A 15,494-nucleotide genomic window follows, 5' to 3' on the forward strand; every position below is an offset into this window, starting at 1 on the left:
TAGGTTTTCTTCATATGGCTAAATTAATTCAGATTAATCCCCCCTAAGTTAGCATATAGATAGCTAATCCAGAATAGAGGTTCGCGAATTTTATGGTAGGTAACGTTATTTTTAAAACTTATGGCCATTACTTCTACAAAGCTTCCCACTTAAATAATCTTTTGCTAAAATGTTATAACATTAAACTAATCTGATCGGGGATAATATGAAAATTCATCCATTAAGTGATGTAAAATCGAAGAACATTGGAGCAGGCACGACTGTTTGGCAATACGCAGTGATATTCGAACATGCGGTAATAGGTGAAAATTGCAATATTTGTGCACACACTCTTATCGAAAATAAAGTACTTATTGGCGATAATGTAACTATAAAATCAGGTGTGTACTTATGGGATGGCATTACCTTAGAAGATAATGTATTTATTGGCCCCTGCGCTGCATTTACCAACGATATGTATCCGAGGTCAAAACAATACTCCTCAGAATATCCTAAGACACTTATAAAAAAAGGCGCATCCGTTGGTGCCAATGCAACAATTTTACCAGGCATTACAATAGGTTACAATAGCATTGTTGGTGCTGGTTCTGTTGTAACAAAAGATATTCCCGATAATGTTATCGTTGCTGGCAACCCGGCTAAGATAATACGTCAAATTTCTGATAAATAACACACTTACAATACTCGTACTTGTTGAATTTACAGTGTCGCCGTGAGGATTTGGCTATTATACTGGCGAACACAGCCGGTTCAATATCGGTTTTAAATACATATCAATTGCTGATGCGATAAATGTATAATTGCTAAATGCAATTCTATAAAAATCTAATTAACATTCTTTCAGAACGTAATTTAAAGACTTTGATTAAGGACATTGACGAACAGCAATCTAAGCTTTATATAAAAAAGCCTGAGCCCATAAGTAATGGGCTCAGGCTCTAAAGTTTTTCAGATTGAACTAACAAGCTTTAACTTTTCATTACAAGTCTCGCATGCAACCAAAAGTATTGAGAGATCAACCTAACCACTCGGTGTGGAACACACCTTCCTTATCAGTACGTTTATAGGTGTGCGCGCCGAAGTAGTCACGCTGCGCCTGGATCAGGTTGGCAGGCAGAACTTCAGCACGATAGCTGTCATAGTAAGCCACCGCAGCGGAGAAGGTTGGAACCGGAATACCGTTCTGTACCGCGTAAGCAACCACGTCACGCAGCGCCTGCTGGTATTCGTCCGCAATCTTCTTGAAGTATGGTGCCAGCAGAAGGTTGGCGATACCGGCGTTTTCAGCATAGGCATCGGTGATTTTCTGCAGGAACTGCGCACGAATGATGCAACCCGCGCGGAAGATCTTCGCGATTTCACCGTAGTTCAGATCCCAGTTGTTCTCGTCTGACGCCGCACGCAGCTGAGAGAAGCCCTGCGCGTAAGAAACGATTTTACCCAGGTACAGGGCACGACGCACTTTCTCAACAAATTCAGCTTTATCACCCGCTGGTTTAGCCTGAGGGCCAGACAATACTTTAGATGCCGCGACGCGCTGCTCTTTCAGGGAAGAGATGTAACGCGCGAAGACGGATTCGGTGATAAGAGACAGCGGTTCGCCCAGATCCAGAGAGCTCTGGCTGGTCCATTTACCGGTACCTTTGTTCGCAGCTTCATCCAGAATCACATCAACCAGGTATTTACCCTCTTCATCTTTTTTCGTGAAGATATCTTTGGTGATGTCGATCAGGTAGCTGTTCAGCTCGCCTTTATTCCACTCCGTAAAGGTTTCAGCCAGCTCTTCGTTGGAGAGGTTCAGGCCGCCTTTCAGCAGGGAGTATGCTTCAGCAATCAGCTGCATGTCACCGTATTCGATGCCGTTGTGAACCATCTTAACATAATGGCCTGCACCGTCCGGACCGATATAGGTCACACACGGCTCGCCATCTTCCGCAACGGCTGCGATTTTGGTCAGGATTGGCGCAACCAGTTCATACGCTTCTTTTTGACCGCCAGGCATGATAGATGGCCCTTTCAGCGCGCCCTCTTCACCACCGGAAACCCCGGTACCGATGAAGTTGAAACCTTCTGCAGACAGCTCACGGTTACGACGAATAGTGTCCAGGAAGAAGGTGTTACCCCCATCAATGATGATGTCACCTTTATTGAGGTAAGGCTTCAGGGAGTCGATAGCTGCATCGGTACCTGCGCCTGCTTTCACCATTAACAGGATACGACGCGGGGTTTCCAGAGACTCAACGAATTCTTTAACCGTATAGAAGGGAACCAGTTTCTTGCCTGGATTTTCGGCAATCACTTCTTCGGTCTTATCACGGGAGCGGTTGAAAACGGAGACGGTATAACCACGGCTCTCGATGTTGAGCGCCAGGTTGCGCCCCATCACTGCCATACCGACGACGCCGATCTGTTGTTTGGACATTACATACTCCTGTCAGGTGTGGTTCTCAGCACGTACGGCTGAGTATTTCAATATTCTTAGTATCTTAGCGGATAGATGTCTTGCGATAAACGTTTATCTAAACTTTTTATTTCTTAAAAGCACCTTTGGAAAAGGCATCCTGTTGTTATAACTCACTTGCGAAGAACAGTTGAATATAACAAAGATAAAAATGAGACAGGAATAAGTCTTAAGGGTATTCTGATTGACAGGTTTCTAATCAATTCAAAAAAACTAAGATAACCTGTTCTATAAAAATTGACCTGTGCAGCGAACTCTGATTTCGCATATTTTAGACCAGAGCGTCTAGCAGCCATTCCATTTCCAGCTCTGGCATATACTAGCGTCTCAGGCAAATTAGCAGTAATAACACCATTTTGAATCATTCTGACCCATAGCGCATAGTCTTCATACAAATATTCACGTTGGTAACCACCAGCGGCTAATACCAAGTCCTTTTTGAAGGCTACAGCCATATGATTGAATGGATTTCTTTTTTTGGAAAATTGTAAAATTTTTGAATGCGTCAACGGCAGTTTGCGATAGGCATAAACATCATCAACAGACTCCCTGAACTCACCAACAGTTGAACTCAACAAACCTACATCAGGATTATCCTCAAAGTATTCTACTTGTTTCATGAAACGGTCTTTGTGACATATATCATCAGTATCCATTCTAAAAACAATATTATTACTGCAAGACCTCAACCCAATATTTAACGCTTCACCTAAACCCACGTTGTTTTCAATTTTTACGATTTTAACGGGTAATTTTTCTGACCATTTGATTATACATTCATTCAATTCAGTAGTGACTGGACCATCGAAAACAATGACGATTTCATCAGGGAAGTAAGTTTGGTTACACAAACTGGCAAGACATGAATGTAGAAAATCTGGGGACTCTTTTATATAGAGAGATAGTAAGACACTTATTTTCATGAATAATCCCAAATAAAAACCGTCATTTATTTCTTGATACTGTCTGTAACCACTCGAGGAACTGAGCTATTCCAGAGTTGATATCCGTGTAGTTGTAATTACCAATTTCATCTAATATTCGCTTGTTACAGAGAATATTAGACTTAATAATATTATCGTTAGGAGTATATTTAACTTGTATATTGTAATTTGGTAAGTGTTGACGGACAGCTGTTAAAATTGATAAAGTTGATTCGCCAGTACATGAACCTATATTGTATATATTATGCCGTGGGTTTTCTATGCAAAATAGCGAATAAAACATATTAACGAAATCTTTTATATATATATAATCTCTTACCTCATTTCCACTACCCCAAACATCAACAACCTGACCAGAAATTATGCGACCAGTAATGACTGCAATCAACCCTTGATTTCCTGTTACTGTTTGATGCGGCCCATAAGGATTTGAAGGTCTAATTATCAGAAATTGTTTTTTCTTTTGAGCACCACATGACTTTACATAAGCTTCAAGATCGATTTTACTTTTCCCATAGTCACAAACAGCTTCAAGATGTTCGTTTTCATGATGGGGGCGTTCACTGCTCTTATATACTCTTCCTCCAGAAGAGAAAAAAATAAAACGTTTAACAATGTCGAAAATTTCATTTATCAGATATTTGTTTTCTTCAAGCAAGGACTGATAATTTCTGACTTTTGAATTCACAGAGAAAGTGTTTATTAGATATAATGCCGTGTCAATTTCAAGACTCTTGAGATATTCTTTCTTAGCATTAATACCCGTTAAATCAGCTTCAACAAAGGTAATTTTCTCTTCAAAACCTAAGGGTATACTTCTTCCATAAATGATCACGTCATAATTATGTTGTAAAAAATGTTCAATGAGGTTAACCCCAATAAATCCTGAACCTCCTAATATAAGAATCTTTTTTTTCACATATCCCTCTTATATATTTCTGTATAAATTGATTCGGAGTAATTAACAAGCGAGGGCCAATTATGTTCTTTCATAATATATTCTCGAGCGCGCATGGTCATATTATCTATTGAACTACTATCCATATTGAGTACAGATAAGATTAACTCAGCAACGTCATTAGCCGTTGTCTCGCACTCCCATCCAATTTGGTATTTTTTAATAATACTCGTCATATTTACCCCTCGAGTTACAAGGCACGGTAAACCAGCGTCCAAAGCTTCAAGTATAGCCATTGGAAACCCTTCATATCTTGAAGTCAAAATAAAAACATCCTTGTCATGTAGCATAGAGTTTTTATCTTTTCCATATATTGGGCCATTGAAAGTCACACCTGGAAAATTGAGTTTTTGGATACGACCATTAAGCTCACTCTCCTCTTTGTTATTCCCTTTACCATATATAGAAAGATCTAAATTTTTCATATCATATTTATCTTTCAATATCTCCAAAGCATCCAGGAGAATGTCGGTACCTTTATGTGAGAAATCTATTCTCGAAAGATAAACAAATTTATATGGTTGACATTTATTTCTGAATATTTTGCCTTTTGTCTGAATACTTGAAAGTCCGTTACCTTCATAAAAGAAATCAGAATTCCACTGAACTGAGTTTTTAGCTTCATCTTCATTTGTAAAAATGACAGCACTCGCATTATTTACAAAACGCTTAAAGAAAAGAAAATTAGCCAATGTTTTTTTTATAATTGATTTTTTCTGCGCACTGACAGTTAGACTGGAATGAGGTTTAACAAAATATTTTTTTCCTCGAGACAATATTTTTTTCGCCAAATTAATATAGTTGTAAAAATACAACCCATGGAAAATAAATAAATCATAATCATCAAGAATTTTATCATTAACATCATATTTATTAATAACTTCAAACTCAGATGAATTATATACATCATTAACACAGTAGAGTGCGCTTTCCATTTTTTTACTGTATTTATTTTGCATTTCTATCATTTCAGGTAGCAAACGGCCAATACCATTTGATGCTTCAATTTTATTCCCAACGATATGTAATACTTTCATATATTCACCAAGATAATTTATATCTCATTTATTAAAACAAAAAATCAGCATAAATCATTGTTTTTTATTTTACAGGATAATTCAATGATCTTTATCGTTGCGAGGTAAAATATCATTAATACGATCATACAAAACCAAGACTTGAAGAAAAGAAAATATGAAAAGTCATTTACGATAGGTAAAGTCAAAATAGATACGATGTAAACACTACTAGCATAAGCCCTATCTATCTTGCTGAAAATTTCTTTAAGAAAATATAAACCAATTATATTTAGGGCCACAAAAAATGGGCCAAGTATTAAAGAAGCATCACCAAAAATCGACCAAGCGTGTGCCTGGAAATAGCTATTGGAATTGACCCATGCGTCACCAGCGGTTGGAAAGAATATAGTGATAATTTCAGCTGCCGGATCTACTGCATATATGCCAAAAAGCCCTCCTAATGGCATCCCGTAAGCAATACGAGAAAGATCCGGAGTCAGTGCCTGATAAATCATAAAGGACCCTTCAGTCTGACCTATGAACAACCTAGCTAAAACTGAATCAAATACTTCTCCAAATGGTATATTGTGCAAAAGTATAAAGAATGCACATAAGAGCATTAGACTCATTGCAGGAATAATAGATATAATTATGTAATTAATACGTCTTGTTGATTTTAAATATAGAATAAAAAGAATAAACAGTACAACGATAAGTTTAGATTTTTGCATGTCGTACATGCTATATATTATTATTAATAGAAGATTAATACGAAAAAGTAACCTGCCATACAAAAATTTCTTTTTATGGCAGTATGAATATACAAGTGATATATAAGGAAAATAGACAAATATATAACCAATAAACAAACCACCAAATCCAACTTCATTCTTGAGTATTTGAGCTTTCGCTAAAGCTGCCCCATCAAAATCTCCTTTCATTGCCATTATAAAAGGAATATCACCAACTGAAAATATTTTTATAAATATTACCGCAAAGGAAAAAAATGTAATTAGCTTTACACGCAGATGTGTTGTATTTAATTTTGAAATATCAACATCAAATCGACAAATATAAGATGCAAGAGAAATCATAAGAAGAAGAATTGATATTGACAGAAACGTATATCTAAATGTTTCTATTTTTTTTTCATCTGTTATAAGTGCATCAACACCGAACGACATTGGATAATTTAAAAAGGCCACTAATATTGTACCAGGAACGATCTCTACAAACAGGGCCAAAAGGAAAATCGCCCCCAACACAGTTGGCCTGAAGCTAAAAATACGTAACCGGAAATTTGCAAATAAAGTAATTATCGCAAAAAATAGCAACAACATCACATTAATAGCCATCTGTATCTCTCTACTTCATTAGAATTTTTTTCGCTACATTAAATAATTTATAAGGCCTTATTAGTAATGTTAGCTTTTGCACAACAAGATATGGCACAGTTACTTTATTGCCAAAGAACTTTATCCATAGGAATTTTTGTTTAAAGAGCAAAAAATCATCCCATTTTTTTAGTATCATTCTCGAAGGCAACAATGGCCAAATTTTTTCTCTCTGAAAACAGTATAAAGACTGGAGATATAAAACATTGCCTATTCTGCTTCCTTGTTGAGACAGGGAGTCACCCTTGCGATAAAGCACAGTACACTCTTCCATATAAGAAAACATAATACCACTTCTTGAACATTTAAGCCAAAGCGGATAATCTTCGATCATTGGATACGATTCATCAGCATAACCAACATATTCCAACACTTCTTTTCTGATGAACCCTGTCGGTGCAAGCAGGTAACACTCACAAAGAATATTTTTTAGTTGCGAAGGCTGCTTAGCACATATTTTAATTTTATCATGTTTAATCGGCTCACCATTACCATCAATTGTAAAAGGTATCATATCCGAAAAGACGATCTTGGCCGTAGAGTGATGATTAACATATTTGACGTTTAATTCAATACAATTAGGTAATAACAAATCATCGGCTGCAATTGTTTTTATCCATGAACCTGATGCCAACTTCCATGCTTGATTACAGTTAGCTGCAACACCTTTATTTTTCTCATGAGAAATAATAACAATATCTTTAAAAAGATGTTTATTTTGCTCTTTCCAGTGCTGGGCAATAGAAAGCGTATGATCGCTCGACCCATCATCTGAAATGATAACTTCAATCAATTTTTTATTATATGTCTGAAGAATAATACTATTCAAAGTATCAGCAATAGTATCACCTGAATTATAAGAAATAACTGCTATTGTGATAATTTTCTTGACGTCTAAATCGACCATGTAGAGCCTGTTTTTATTTAATTTTAGTCAATAAACCATTTTTATTAACGTATATACCTGGTGCTAAAACAGATTTATTCACAAGCGAATTAGCACCAATAACGACATTATCTACGATATTTACACCTTTTAAAATGATAGTATTGGAACCAATCCAACAGTTAGCACCAATTATTACTGGTGAAGTGACAAAATCGTTTTTGCTAACATTGTAATTCTCATCTATTGAATGGTCATGATCGTAAACTTTAACACTCTCACCAAAAATGGTATTTTTTCCTACCTGGATATGATGCAAGCAATTAAATGAACAATTATTATTGACAAAACAATTCTTCTTGAAAACCAATATGCCTTTACTAACAAAAACGTTTAAATTGTTTCTGGCCGATAAATTATTGATATCTAGAACAGCATTATTAACGGCTGTAATACTTAAACCTTTACCCAACTTCGGAGAATTAAATTTGATTGTATTGCTGGTGAATACTTTCAATAAAAAGAGATATATTATATTAAGCGTAGCATGGTATGCTTTAATAATGAAGCTCACATTGATTTTCCTATGCTAAGATTCTTCTAACATTAGTAATTATAACGACAGCATATACTATATAGCTTATCAGATAAGCATAATTAGCACCATGCAGTAAAAAAATTGGGATCAATATATATGACAAAACAACAAAAATTATACCAAAGAATACTTCAGTGAATAAGTACCATTTCACTGCACATCGTGAAAGCATTGGAAAGGCATATAGCCATGCAACTATTTTTATCACGTCCCCACATAACTGAACCGAAAAGAGATCTCTTGCCCCACTAAATTCACTTGTGAATAATATATGAATTAAGAAGTCTCTACATGCATAGACCATAACTGCAATTAAAGATATAATCGGGACAATTATTTTTGCAGTAGACGTAACTTCGTGCATAATGCTGTCTGCGTCATTTAATTGAGACAACTTAGGCAAATAATAGGTACTCAGTGCTATAGTAATCACACCTAAGTAAACCTCGGAAATTTTCCATACTGACTGCCAGAGACCAGTTCCCTGCCAGCCTGTATATTGCACCATAATATTTCGGGTAATCAGTAATGCTACAGGCATGACTAGAGCGCTCGTCATCGCCATAAGCACATATTTACCAATACCGTTGAATGCTGATAATTTAATACTTCCGATAAAGTTTTTTATCTGCATCCATTTTTGGTTTATATTAACAAGCAATATAACTAAACCAATCAAAGCTGTTTGAATTGCTGCTGCTAAGATTGCTCCTTGAATATTATAACGAACAATCAATAAAATCATGACGACACTAGAACATGTCACAGATAAAAAATTTATAGCAATGAAACGTCTATGATTTTGAAAGCCATTGATTATAGATAAAAACAGGGTACCCAGCGCCGAAAGTGGTAATAATAGTACTGTTAATGTAATAATCCAATTGAATTGGATATCACCAAAAAAATACTCAGATAGTTTATCCGAGGCTAATAGAGAAACAGGCAATAATATTAAAAATATAGCTACTACCCAAATTAATGAAGCTCGCCACCAAGGCGAGCATTCATTATAACCACTCTTGCTGTATTCGGAAGTATACCTTACTACACCGTTACTGACTGGAGCATTGATGACTCCATTTAATACCGTTACGAATCCTTGAATCTGACCAAGAAGGGCCATCCCAGACGGCCCTGTATAAATTGCAACTACCTTCGCAATAGCAAATCCCATAGCCATTTTGGCCAGGGTTAATACACCTGTTGAGGCAGTTACTTTTAATAGTTTTTTCATCCGACAAAACCATTTAAGGCATTAATTACGCTATTAATGTCTTCATCTGACATCGTCGGGTCCATGGGAATAGATAACACTTTAGCATGTAAACTTTCTGTTAACGGTAAGGAAAGTTCCTTCATGTCATTATAAGCATTTTGTTTATGAGGTGGTATCGGATAATGGATGAGTGATTGAATATTATGTTTATTAAGCCAGCGTTGTAATTCTTCTCGCTGATTAGTTTTCAGAACAAATAAATGCCATACGTGGTTTTCCATATTTCCAATATACGGTAACTCAACCAATGGGTTTTTTATTTCTGAAAGGTAACGTTGCGCAATTCCCTGTCGAATTTTTACATCATTATCCAACGTTTTCAATTTTACACGTAAGATAGCAGCTTGTATTTCATCAAGACGACTATTAACACCTTGGTATATATTCAAATATTTCTGCTCAGAACCATAATTCCTTAATGCTTTTAAAACATTATATAATTCTGAGTCATTTGTTGTGATAGCGCCTGCATCCCCCAGAGCTCCAAGATTTTTGCCCGGATAAAAACTGAAACCAGCAGCATCTCCCCAGCTCCCAGCTCGTTTCCCATCAATTTGAGCGCCGTGAGCCTGAGCACAGTCCTCAAGCACGAGTAGATTGTTTTCGCGAGCAATCTCCATAATTTCTTTCATTGGAGAGATTTGGCCATAGAGATGCACAGGCAAAATGGCCCTTGTTTTATCTGAAATTGCTGCGCGAATATCTTTTGCGCTTAAATTGAAAGTATGTTCATCTGGCTCAACTAAAACAGGAATGAGATCATTTTCTGTAATAGCCAATACAGAGGCAATATAAGTGTTACCTTGAACAATAACCTCATCGCCACTTTTTAATTTCCCCATCTCTTTCCATGCTCTAAGAACTAAAGTGAGAGCATCCAGACCATTCGCAACACCAAGTGCATAGTTAGTTTGACAATATTCTGAAAACTCTTCCTCGAAAGCCTTAAGTTCCTCACCCATAATGTACCAGCCGGAATCAATTACTTTCTCGATAGCACTAAGTAGTTCATTCTTTTGACGATTATTTATTTTTTTGAGATTTAAGAAGTCAACCATTTTGCACCTTTATTTTCCGTAGATTATGAAGTATTAGGTAATTTGAATCGAAGATGATTATTTACTTGCCACTGGACAAGTCATTCCTGCTGTTGTTGTGCTAAATTTTTAAATGCAGAATAATCTCTGATGTAGTCTGATTCTTCATATTCCATATCTGCGATTACCATCAGAACACAATCTTCCGTAAAATCGGTCATTTCTCGCCAAATAAATGAGTCGATAAGAAGGCCCTGCGTCGGATTATCTAATACAATACTGACACGCTCGGTGCCATCATCAAGTATAAAACGACAACTTCCCTTGACTGCAATTGCAACTTGCTTTAGCTTCCGATGCGCATGAAAACCCCGAGTTACACCTTCCTTTGTATCAAAAATATAATACACTCTCCTTATATCAAAGGGGATATTATTTTCTCTTTCCAGAGATACTAATGCGCCTCTTTCATCGCCGTGAACCTGAAGAGGAATAAAATCTATTTTCATATATGATTAGCCAACTTCATCAAATATTGCCCATAATGATTTTTGCTTAAAATACTTCCTAATTTAAATAAATCATCTTTGCTTAACCATCCATTACGCCACGCGATCTCTTCAGGACATGCAACCATCATGCCTTGGCGCTTTTGAACAGTCTCAACAAAACTACCAGCTTCAATTAAACTATCATGAGTTCCCGTATCGAGCCAGGCAAAACCTCGTCCTAACAGCTCAACGTTCAAATTATTATTATTAAGGTATACTTCGTTGACTGTAGTTATTTCTAATTCACCTCTTGATGAAGGCTTTATATTTTTTGCGATATTGATCACATCGTTATCATAAAAATAAAGGCCTGTTACTGCCCAGTTTGATTTAGGATTTTTAGGTTTTTCTTCAATACTCAATGCTTTAAACTTGTCATCAAACTCAACAACACCAAAACGTTCGGGGTCCATCACCTGGTAACCAAAGACAGTTGCTCCGCTGGTTCTATTACTTGCCATTTGCAGTTTTGGTGTAAATCCTTGTCCGAAGAAAATATTATCTCCTAACACAAGACAAACCGATTCATTACCAATGAAATCCTCACCAATTATAAAAGCCTGCGCAAGACCATCAGGACTTGGCTGAATCGCATAACTTAAATTGATTCCAAATTGACTACCATCACCTAATAATCTGATAAATCCAGCCTGGTCCTCAGGCGTTGTAATGATCAGAATATCCTGTATACCAGCCAGCAATAACACAGATAACGGATAATAAATCATAGGTTTATCATAAATAGGCAGCAATTGCTTAGAAACACCCATAGTTATCGGATAAAGTCTTGTTCCAGAACCACCCGCGAGAATAATGCCTTTCATCAGTTATTTTCTCCATATTGTTTTGAAAGCCATGAAGCATATGCTCCACTTTTTACATTATTTACCCACGATTCATTAGATAAATACCACATAACTGTTTTACGAATACCACTCTCGAAAGTTTCTTGAGGATGCCAACCTAGCGCATTACCAATTTTAGTTGCATCAATTGCATAACGACGATCGTGCCCAGGCCGATCCTTAACATAAGTGATCTGATCGCGGTAAGAACCTTCTTTCGGCACAATTTCATCCAGCAGGTCGCAAATTGTATGTACCACCTCCAGGTTCTGCTTCTCGTTATGACCGCCAATATTGTACGTCTCACCCGGTTTCCCTTGAGTGACAACGGTATACAGCGCACGCGCATGATCTTCGACATACAACCAGTCACGGATCTGATCGCCTTTACCGTAAATTGGCAGCGCTTTACCTTCCAGCGCATTCAGGATAACCAACGGGATCAGTTTTTCCGGGAAATGGTACGGGCCGTAATTATTTGAACAGTTGGTGACGATGGTCGGGAAACCGTAGGTACGAAGCCAGGCACGAACGAGGTGATCGCTGGAGGCTTTCGACGCTGAATATGGGCTGCTAGGCGCATACGCTGTGGTTTCAGTGAAGAGTGGCAGCTCAGCTGATTCAGGATGCTCATCAGGATGCGGCAAATCACCATACACTTCGTCGGTAGAGATGTGATGGAAGCGAAACGCTTTCTTCGCCTCCTCATCCAGCGTGGACCAGTACGCACGGGCGGCTTCCAGCAGCACATAAGTGCCGACGATGTTGGTTTCGATAAACGCTGCCGGGCCCGTAATAGAACGGTCAACGTGGCTTTCAGCGGCCAGATGCATAACAGCATCGGGTTTATGCGTGGCGAAGATGTGATCCATAGCATCTTTGTCACAAATATCCGCATACTCAAAGACATATCGGTCGCTATCACTGACTTCAGTAAGCGACTCAAGATTACCGGCATACGTCAGTTTATCCACGTTGACGACATCGTCCTTGGTATTTTTAATAATATGTCGTACTACCGCTGAGCCGATAAATCCGGCTCCGCCCGTCACAAGAATTTTCACGTTATCTGTTCCATCTGTTGGAAATGTCTGGATACTTACGCTCTGAACCCAATCGTTTTTGACGGTTTCAGAAATTAGCACGCTACCGCCCCTGGCTTAACAGCTACCAGTGCACTGAGCGATGTTTGATTAAATGATTTTACTTGTCTGGTTACAGACAAAAACTGGCGTTAATTGTCGTCCTAAACGACCTCAGAAACAAGCACAAATCGCTACAAAGCTGCTGAGATTTGAATCAGATAACCCTATGTAATCATTGAAGTTAATAACAAAAAAACGGCAGTTATCATTTTGGTTATGTCTCAACACCAAAATGATAACTGCCGTTTGTTCTGGTCGTAGAAGGAATATCAGTCGTTGCCCAACAGCTTCTCAATCCGGTTTCTGAACTTCGCCCCTTCCTTCAGGTTACGCAAGCCGTAATTCACAAACGCCTGCATATACCCCAGCTTCTTACCGCAGTCATAGCTATCACCGGTCATCAGCATCGCATCAACAGACTGCTTTTTCGCCAGCGATGCTATTGCATCGGTCAACTGGATACGATCCCAGGCACCCGGTTCAGTTTTTTCCAGCTCCGCCCAGATATCGGCGTTCAGAACATAACGGCCAACCGCCATCAGATCAGAATCCAGCGTCTGCGGCTGATCCGGTTTTTCGATGAACTCAACGATGCGGCTCACCTGCCCTTCCGTCTCAAGTGGTTCTTTAGTCTGGATAACGGAGTATTCAGAGAGATCGCCCTTCATGCGTTTTGCCAACACCTGGCTACGACCGGTTTCATTAAAGCGTGCCACCATTGCCGCCAGGTTGTAACGCAGCGGATCGGCAGAAGCGGTATCGATGATGATGTCAGGAAGTACAACGATGAATGGGTTATCACCCACTACTGGACGGGCACACAAAATTGAGTGACCCAAACCCAGCGGCTGCGCCTGACGCACGTTCATAATGGTTACGCCTGGCGGACAGATAGACTGCACTTCCGCCAGCAGTTGGCGTTTAACGCGCTGCTCAAGCAACGCTTCGAGTTCGTAAGAGGTGTCGAAATGGTTCTCAACTGCATTCTTGGATGAATGGGTAACCAGGACGATTTCTTTGATCCCTGCAGCAACAATCTCGTCGACAATGTACTGAATCATTGGTTTATCGACAATCGGCAGCATCTCTTTAGGGATGGCTTTTGTGGCGGGCAGCATATGCATGCCCAAACCTGCTACCGGAATGACTGCTTTCAAATTGATCATTATCTCTTCCACCTTAGTATGGTTGACGAAGTATAAACCGTGTCAGGAAAAATGCCTGAGATAGAATGTCTACTCCGTCGAATGCAAATCACGTTTAGCTCAGAACTCTGATTACTTAAGCTCATTACGCTATAAGTGTGACCCAGAATCGTCGGAAACCCTATCAATAAAGAAGAGGAAGAGCGTGTTTCCGACAAATCCCAGATCATCCGTTACTACTCAGAAACAAACGTGATGTCATCTTTCTTCTCGTGCACGAACTCATACTTCAACGTACGGTCCAGGCCTTGAGATAAGGTATAAGGCGCTTTAAAACCAGAGGTATGCACTTTCGTCGCATCAAATTGAGTGGTGGCACAGAATTTTTTTACACGAACGGAACTAATCGCATACTTCTTACCCGTAACTTTGCTAAGAATATCAAAGCAAAAACCGCCAAGCATCCCTAAAGGATAAGGGAGATGCACGGATGGGATTTTTTTGCTAAGGCTCTTTTCTACCTCGGCAACCAACTGATTCATATTCAGATCGGGTTTATCAACATAGTTAAATACGTCATAACCCGGTTTTACGTTGCTCAATCTGAATTTGATAAACTCAACAATATTACCCACATAAGCCATAGACTTATAGTTGGTTCCGGCGCCCACCATTGCGAATTTTCCACCCGCGATTTGCTTCAGAAGATTGTAGACATTGCCACGATTGCGTTCACCAAAAATGACCGTTGGGCGAATAATGGTCAGAGATCGTTCTTCAGGCGCTTTGTTGAACCATTCTCTCAGAACCTCTTCCGCCTGCCACTTACTTTTACCGTAGTGGTTGAAAGGATCGTGCGGATGAGATTCGTCAGGATTGACTTTATTAAGACCATAAACAGCAACTGAACTGGTAAAAATAATATTCTTAACATTATTTTTTTCCATAGCTGCCAGTACATTACGTGTACCCTGAACGTTGACATCATAGTAGAGCGACGTTGGGCTGACATCATCACGATGCTCGGCAGCGAGTAATACCACCGTGTCGAAACCGGCAAGAGCGTGATCGAGTTGCTCCTGATTGCGTACATCACCTGAAACAGTAATCTCAGGGTAGAAATGACTCTGCTGTTTGTCGAAGTTGGTAACATCAAACTCGGACTTAGAGATCTCGATCAAACGAGTCCCAACGAAACCGGACGCGCCAATAAACAAAACTTTATCGTTCAT

Annotated in this window: 15 protein-coding genes; 1 reads left to right on the top strand and 14 read right to left on the bottom strand. The window is 38.7% G+C overall.

Annotated elements, in window-relative coordinates; genetic code table 11:
• The first annotated feature begins 205 nt into the window (after window positions 1–205).
• Window positions 206–670: an acyltransferase gene (locus WM95_RS15785; protein ID WP_074166087.1), complete on the top strand. Its 465-nt coding sequence runs from the start codon at window positions 206–208 to the stop codon at window positions 668–670.
• Window positions 671–1,015: 345 nt separating this feature from the next.
• Here WM95_RS15785 and gndA read toward each other — a convergent pair whose 3' ends face one another.
• The 14 genes from gndA to WM95_RS15855 form a co-directional block, all read right to left on the bottom strand.
• Entirely contained in the window at window positions 1,016–2,422 is a 1,407-nt protein-coding gene (gndA, locus tag WM95_RS15790; protein ID WP_063408420.1) for an NADP-dependent phosphogluconate dehydrogenase, read from the bottom strand.
• A gap of 152 nt (window positions 2,423–2,574) precedes the next feature.
• Window positions 2,575–3,384 (bottom strand): glycosyltransferase, encoded by an 810-nt coding sequence (locus WM95_RS15795; RefSeq protein WP_063408421.1) that lies wholly within the window; start codon window positions 3,382–3,384, stop codon window positions 2,575–2,577.
• Window positions 3,385–3,406: 22 nt separating this feature from the next.
• Window positions 3,407–4,324, bottom strand: coding sequence for an NAD-dependent epimerase/dehydratase family protein (locus tag WM95_RS15800; RefSeq protein ID WP_074166088.1), 918 nt, complete (start codon window positions 4,322–4,324; stop codon window positions 3,407–3,409).
• Entirely contained in the window at window positions 4,321–5,400 is a 1,080-nt protein-coding gene (locus tag WM95_RS15805) for a glycosyltransferase (protein ID WP_088544852.1), read from the bottom strand. Before WM95_RS15805 ends, WM95_RS15800 begins: the two co-directional genes overlap by 4 nt.
• Window positions 5,401–5,444: 44 nt before the next feature.
• Window positions 5,445–6,737, bottom strand: a complete 1,293-nt coding sequence (locus WM95_RS15810) for a hypothetical protein (protein ID WP_063408423.1) — start codon at window positions 6,735–6,737, stop codon at window positions 5,445–5,447.
• A gap of 10 nt (window positions 6,738–6,747) precedes the next feature.
• A complete protein-coding gene (locus WM95_RS15815; protein WP_063408424.1) occupies window positions 6,748–7,683 on the bottom strand; it encodes a glycosyltransferase in 936 nt (311 codons plus the stop codon).
• 13 nt (window positions 7,684–7,696) lie between these two features.
• Entirely contained in the window at window positions 7,697–8,236 is a 540-nt protein-coding gene (locus WM95_RS15820) for an acyltransferase (protein ID WP_161495985.1), read from the bottom strand.
• A 10-nt stretch (window positions 8,237–8,246) separates the two neighbouring features.
• Complete coding sequence (locus WM95_RS15825; RefSeq protein ID WP_063408425.1) at window positions 8,247–9,497, bottom strand: O-antigen translocase; 1,251 nt, start codon at window positions 9,495–9,497, stop codon at window positions 8,247–8,249.
• Entirely contained in the window at window positions 9,494–10,597 is a 1,104-nt protein-coding gene (locus tag WM95_RS15830; protein WP_088544854.1) for a DegT/DnrJ/EryC1/StrS family aminotransferase, read from the bottom strand. Before WM95_RS15830 ends, WM95_RS15825 begins: the two co-directional genes overlap by 4 nt.
• Window positions 10,598–10,677: 80 nt before the next feature.
• Window positions 10,678–11,085, bottom strand: coding sequence for a sugar 3,4-ketoisomerase (locus WM95_RS15835; protein WP_046092810.1), 408 nt, complete (start codon window positions 11,083–11,085; stop codon window positions 10,678–10,680).
• Window positions 11,082–11,951, bottom strand: coding sequence for a glucose-1-phosphate thymidylyltransferase RfbA (gene rfbA, locus WM95_RS15840; RefSeq protein ID WP_063408427.1), 870 nt, complete (start codon window positions 11,949–11,951; stop codon window positions 11,082–11,084). The genes WM95_RS15835 and rfbA overlap by 4 nt, the downstream gene beginning before the upstream one ends.
• A complete protein-coding gene (gene rfbB, locus WM95_RS15845; RefSeq protein WP_063408428.1) occupies window positions 11,951–13,036 on the bottom strand; it encodes a dTDP-glucose 4,6-dehydratase in 1,086 nt (361 codons plus the stop codon). The genes rfbA and rfbB overlap by 1 nt, the downstream gene beginning before the upstream one ends.
• Before the next feature lie 350 nt (window positions 13,037–13,386).
• Window positions 13,387–14,283, bottom strand: coding sequence for a GalU regulator GalF (gene galF, locus WM95_RS15850; RefSeq protein WP_063408429.1), 897 nt, complete (start codon window positions 14,281–14,283; stop codon window positions 13,387–13,389).
• Window positions 14,284–14,498: 215 nt separating this feature from the next.
• On the bottom strand, window positions 14,499–15,494 hold the full coding sequence (locus WM95_RS15855; protein WP_063408430.1) for an NAD-dependent epimerase/dehydratase family protein: 996 nt from the start codon (window positions 15,492–15,494) through the stop codon (window positions 14,499–14,501).

Source organism: Enterobacter cloacae complex sp. ECNIH7 (assembly GCF_002208095.1).
Classification (GTDB): Bacteria; Pseudomonadota; Gammaproteobacteria; order Enterobacterales; family Enterobacteriaceae; genus Enterobacter; species Enterobacter cloacae_M.

What these genes read in the sequence shown, in the direction of transcription:
- WM95_RS15785 (WP_074166087.1), top strand. Translation starts at nt 206, where the DNA reads ATGAAAATTCATCCATTAAGTGATGTAAAATCGAAGAACATTGGAGCA.
- gndA (WP_063408420.1), bottom strand. Translation starts at nt 2,422, where the DNA reads ATGTCCAAACAACAGATCGGCGTCGTCGGTATGGCAGTGATGGGGCGC.
- WM95_RS15795 (WP_063408421.1), bottom strand. Translation starts at nt 3,384, where the DNA reads ATGAAAATAAGTGTCTTACTATCTCTCTATATAAAAGAGTCCCCAGAT.
- WM95_RS15805 (WP_088544852.1), bottom strand. Translation starts at nt 5,400, where the DNA reads ATGAAAGTATTACATATCGTTGGGAATAAAATTGAAGCATCAAATGGT.
- WM95_RS15810 (WP_063408423.1), bottom strand. Translation starts at nt 6,737, where the DNA reads ATGGCTATTAATGTGATGTTGTTGCTATTTTTTGCGATAATTACTTTA.
- WM95_RS15815 (WP_063408424.1), bottom strand. Translation starts at nt 7,683, where the DNA reads ATGGTCGATTTAGACGTCAAGAAAATTATCACAATAGCAGTTATTTCT.
- WM95_RS15825 (WP_063408425.1), bottom strand. Translation starts at nt 9,497, where the DNA reads ATGAAAAAACTATTAAAAGTAACTGCCTCAACAGGTGTATTAACCCTG.
- WM95_RS15830 (WP_088544854.1), bottom strand. Translation starts at nt 10,597, where the DNA reads ATGGTTGACTTCTTAAATCTCAAAAAAATAAATAATCGTCAAAAGAAT.
- WM95_RS15835 (WP_046092810.1), bottom strand. Translation starts at nt 11,085, where the DNA reads ATGAAAATAGATTTTATTCCTCTTCAGGTTCACGGCGATGAAAGAGGC.
- rfbA (WP_063408427.1), bottom strand. Translation starts at nt 11,951, where the DNA reads ATGAAAGGCATTATTCTCGCGGGTGGTTCTGGAACAAGACTTTATCCG.
- galF (WP_063408429.1), bottom strand. Translation starts at nt 14,283, where the DNA reads ATGATCAATTTGAAAGCAGTCATTCCGGTAGCAGGTTTGGGCATGCAT.
- WM95_RS15855 (WP_063408430.1), bottom strand. Translation starts at nt 15,494, where the DNA reads ATGAACGATAAAGTTTTGTTTATTGGCGCGTCCGGTTTCGTTGGGACT.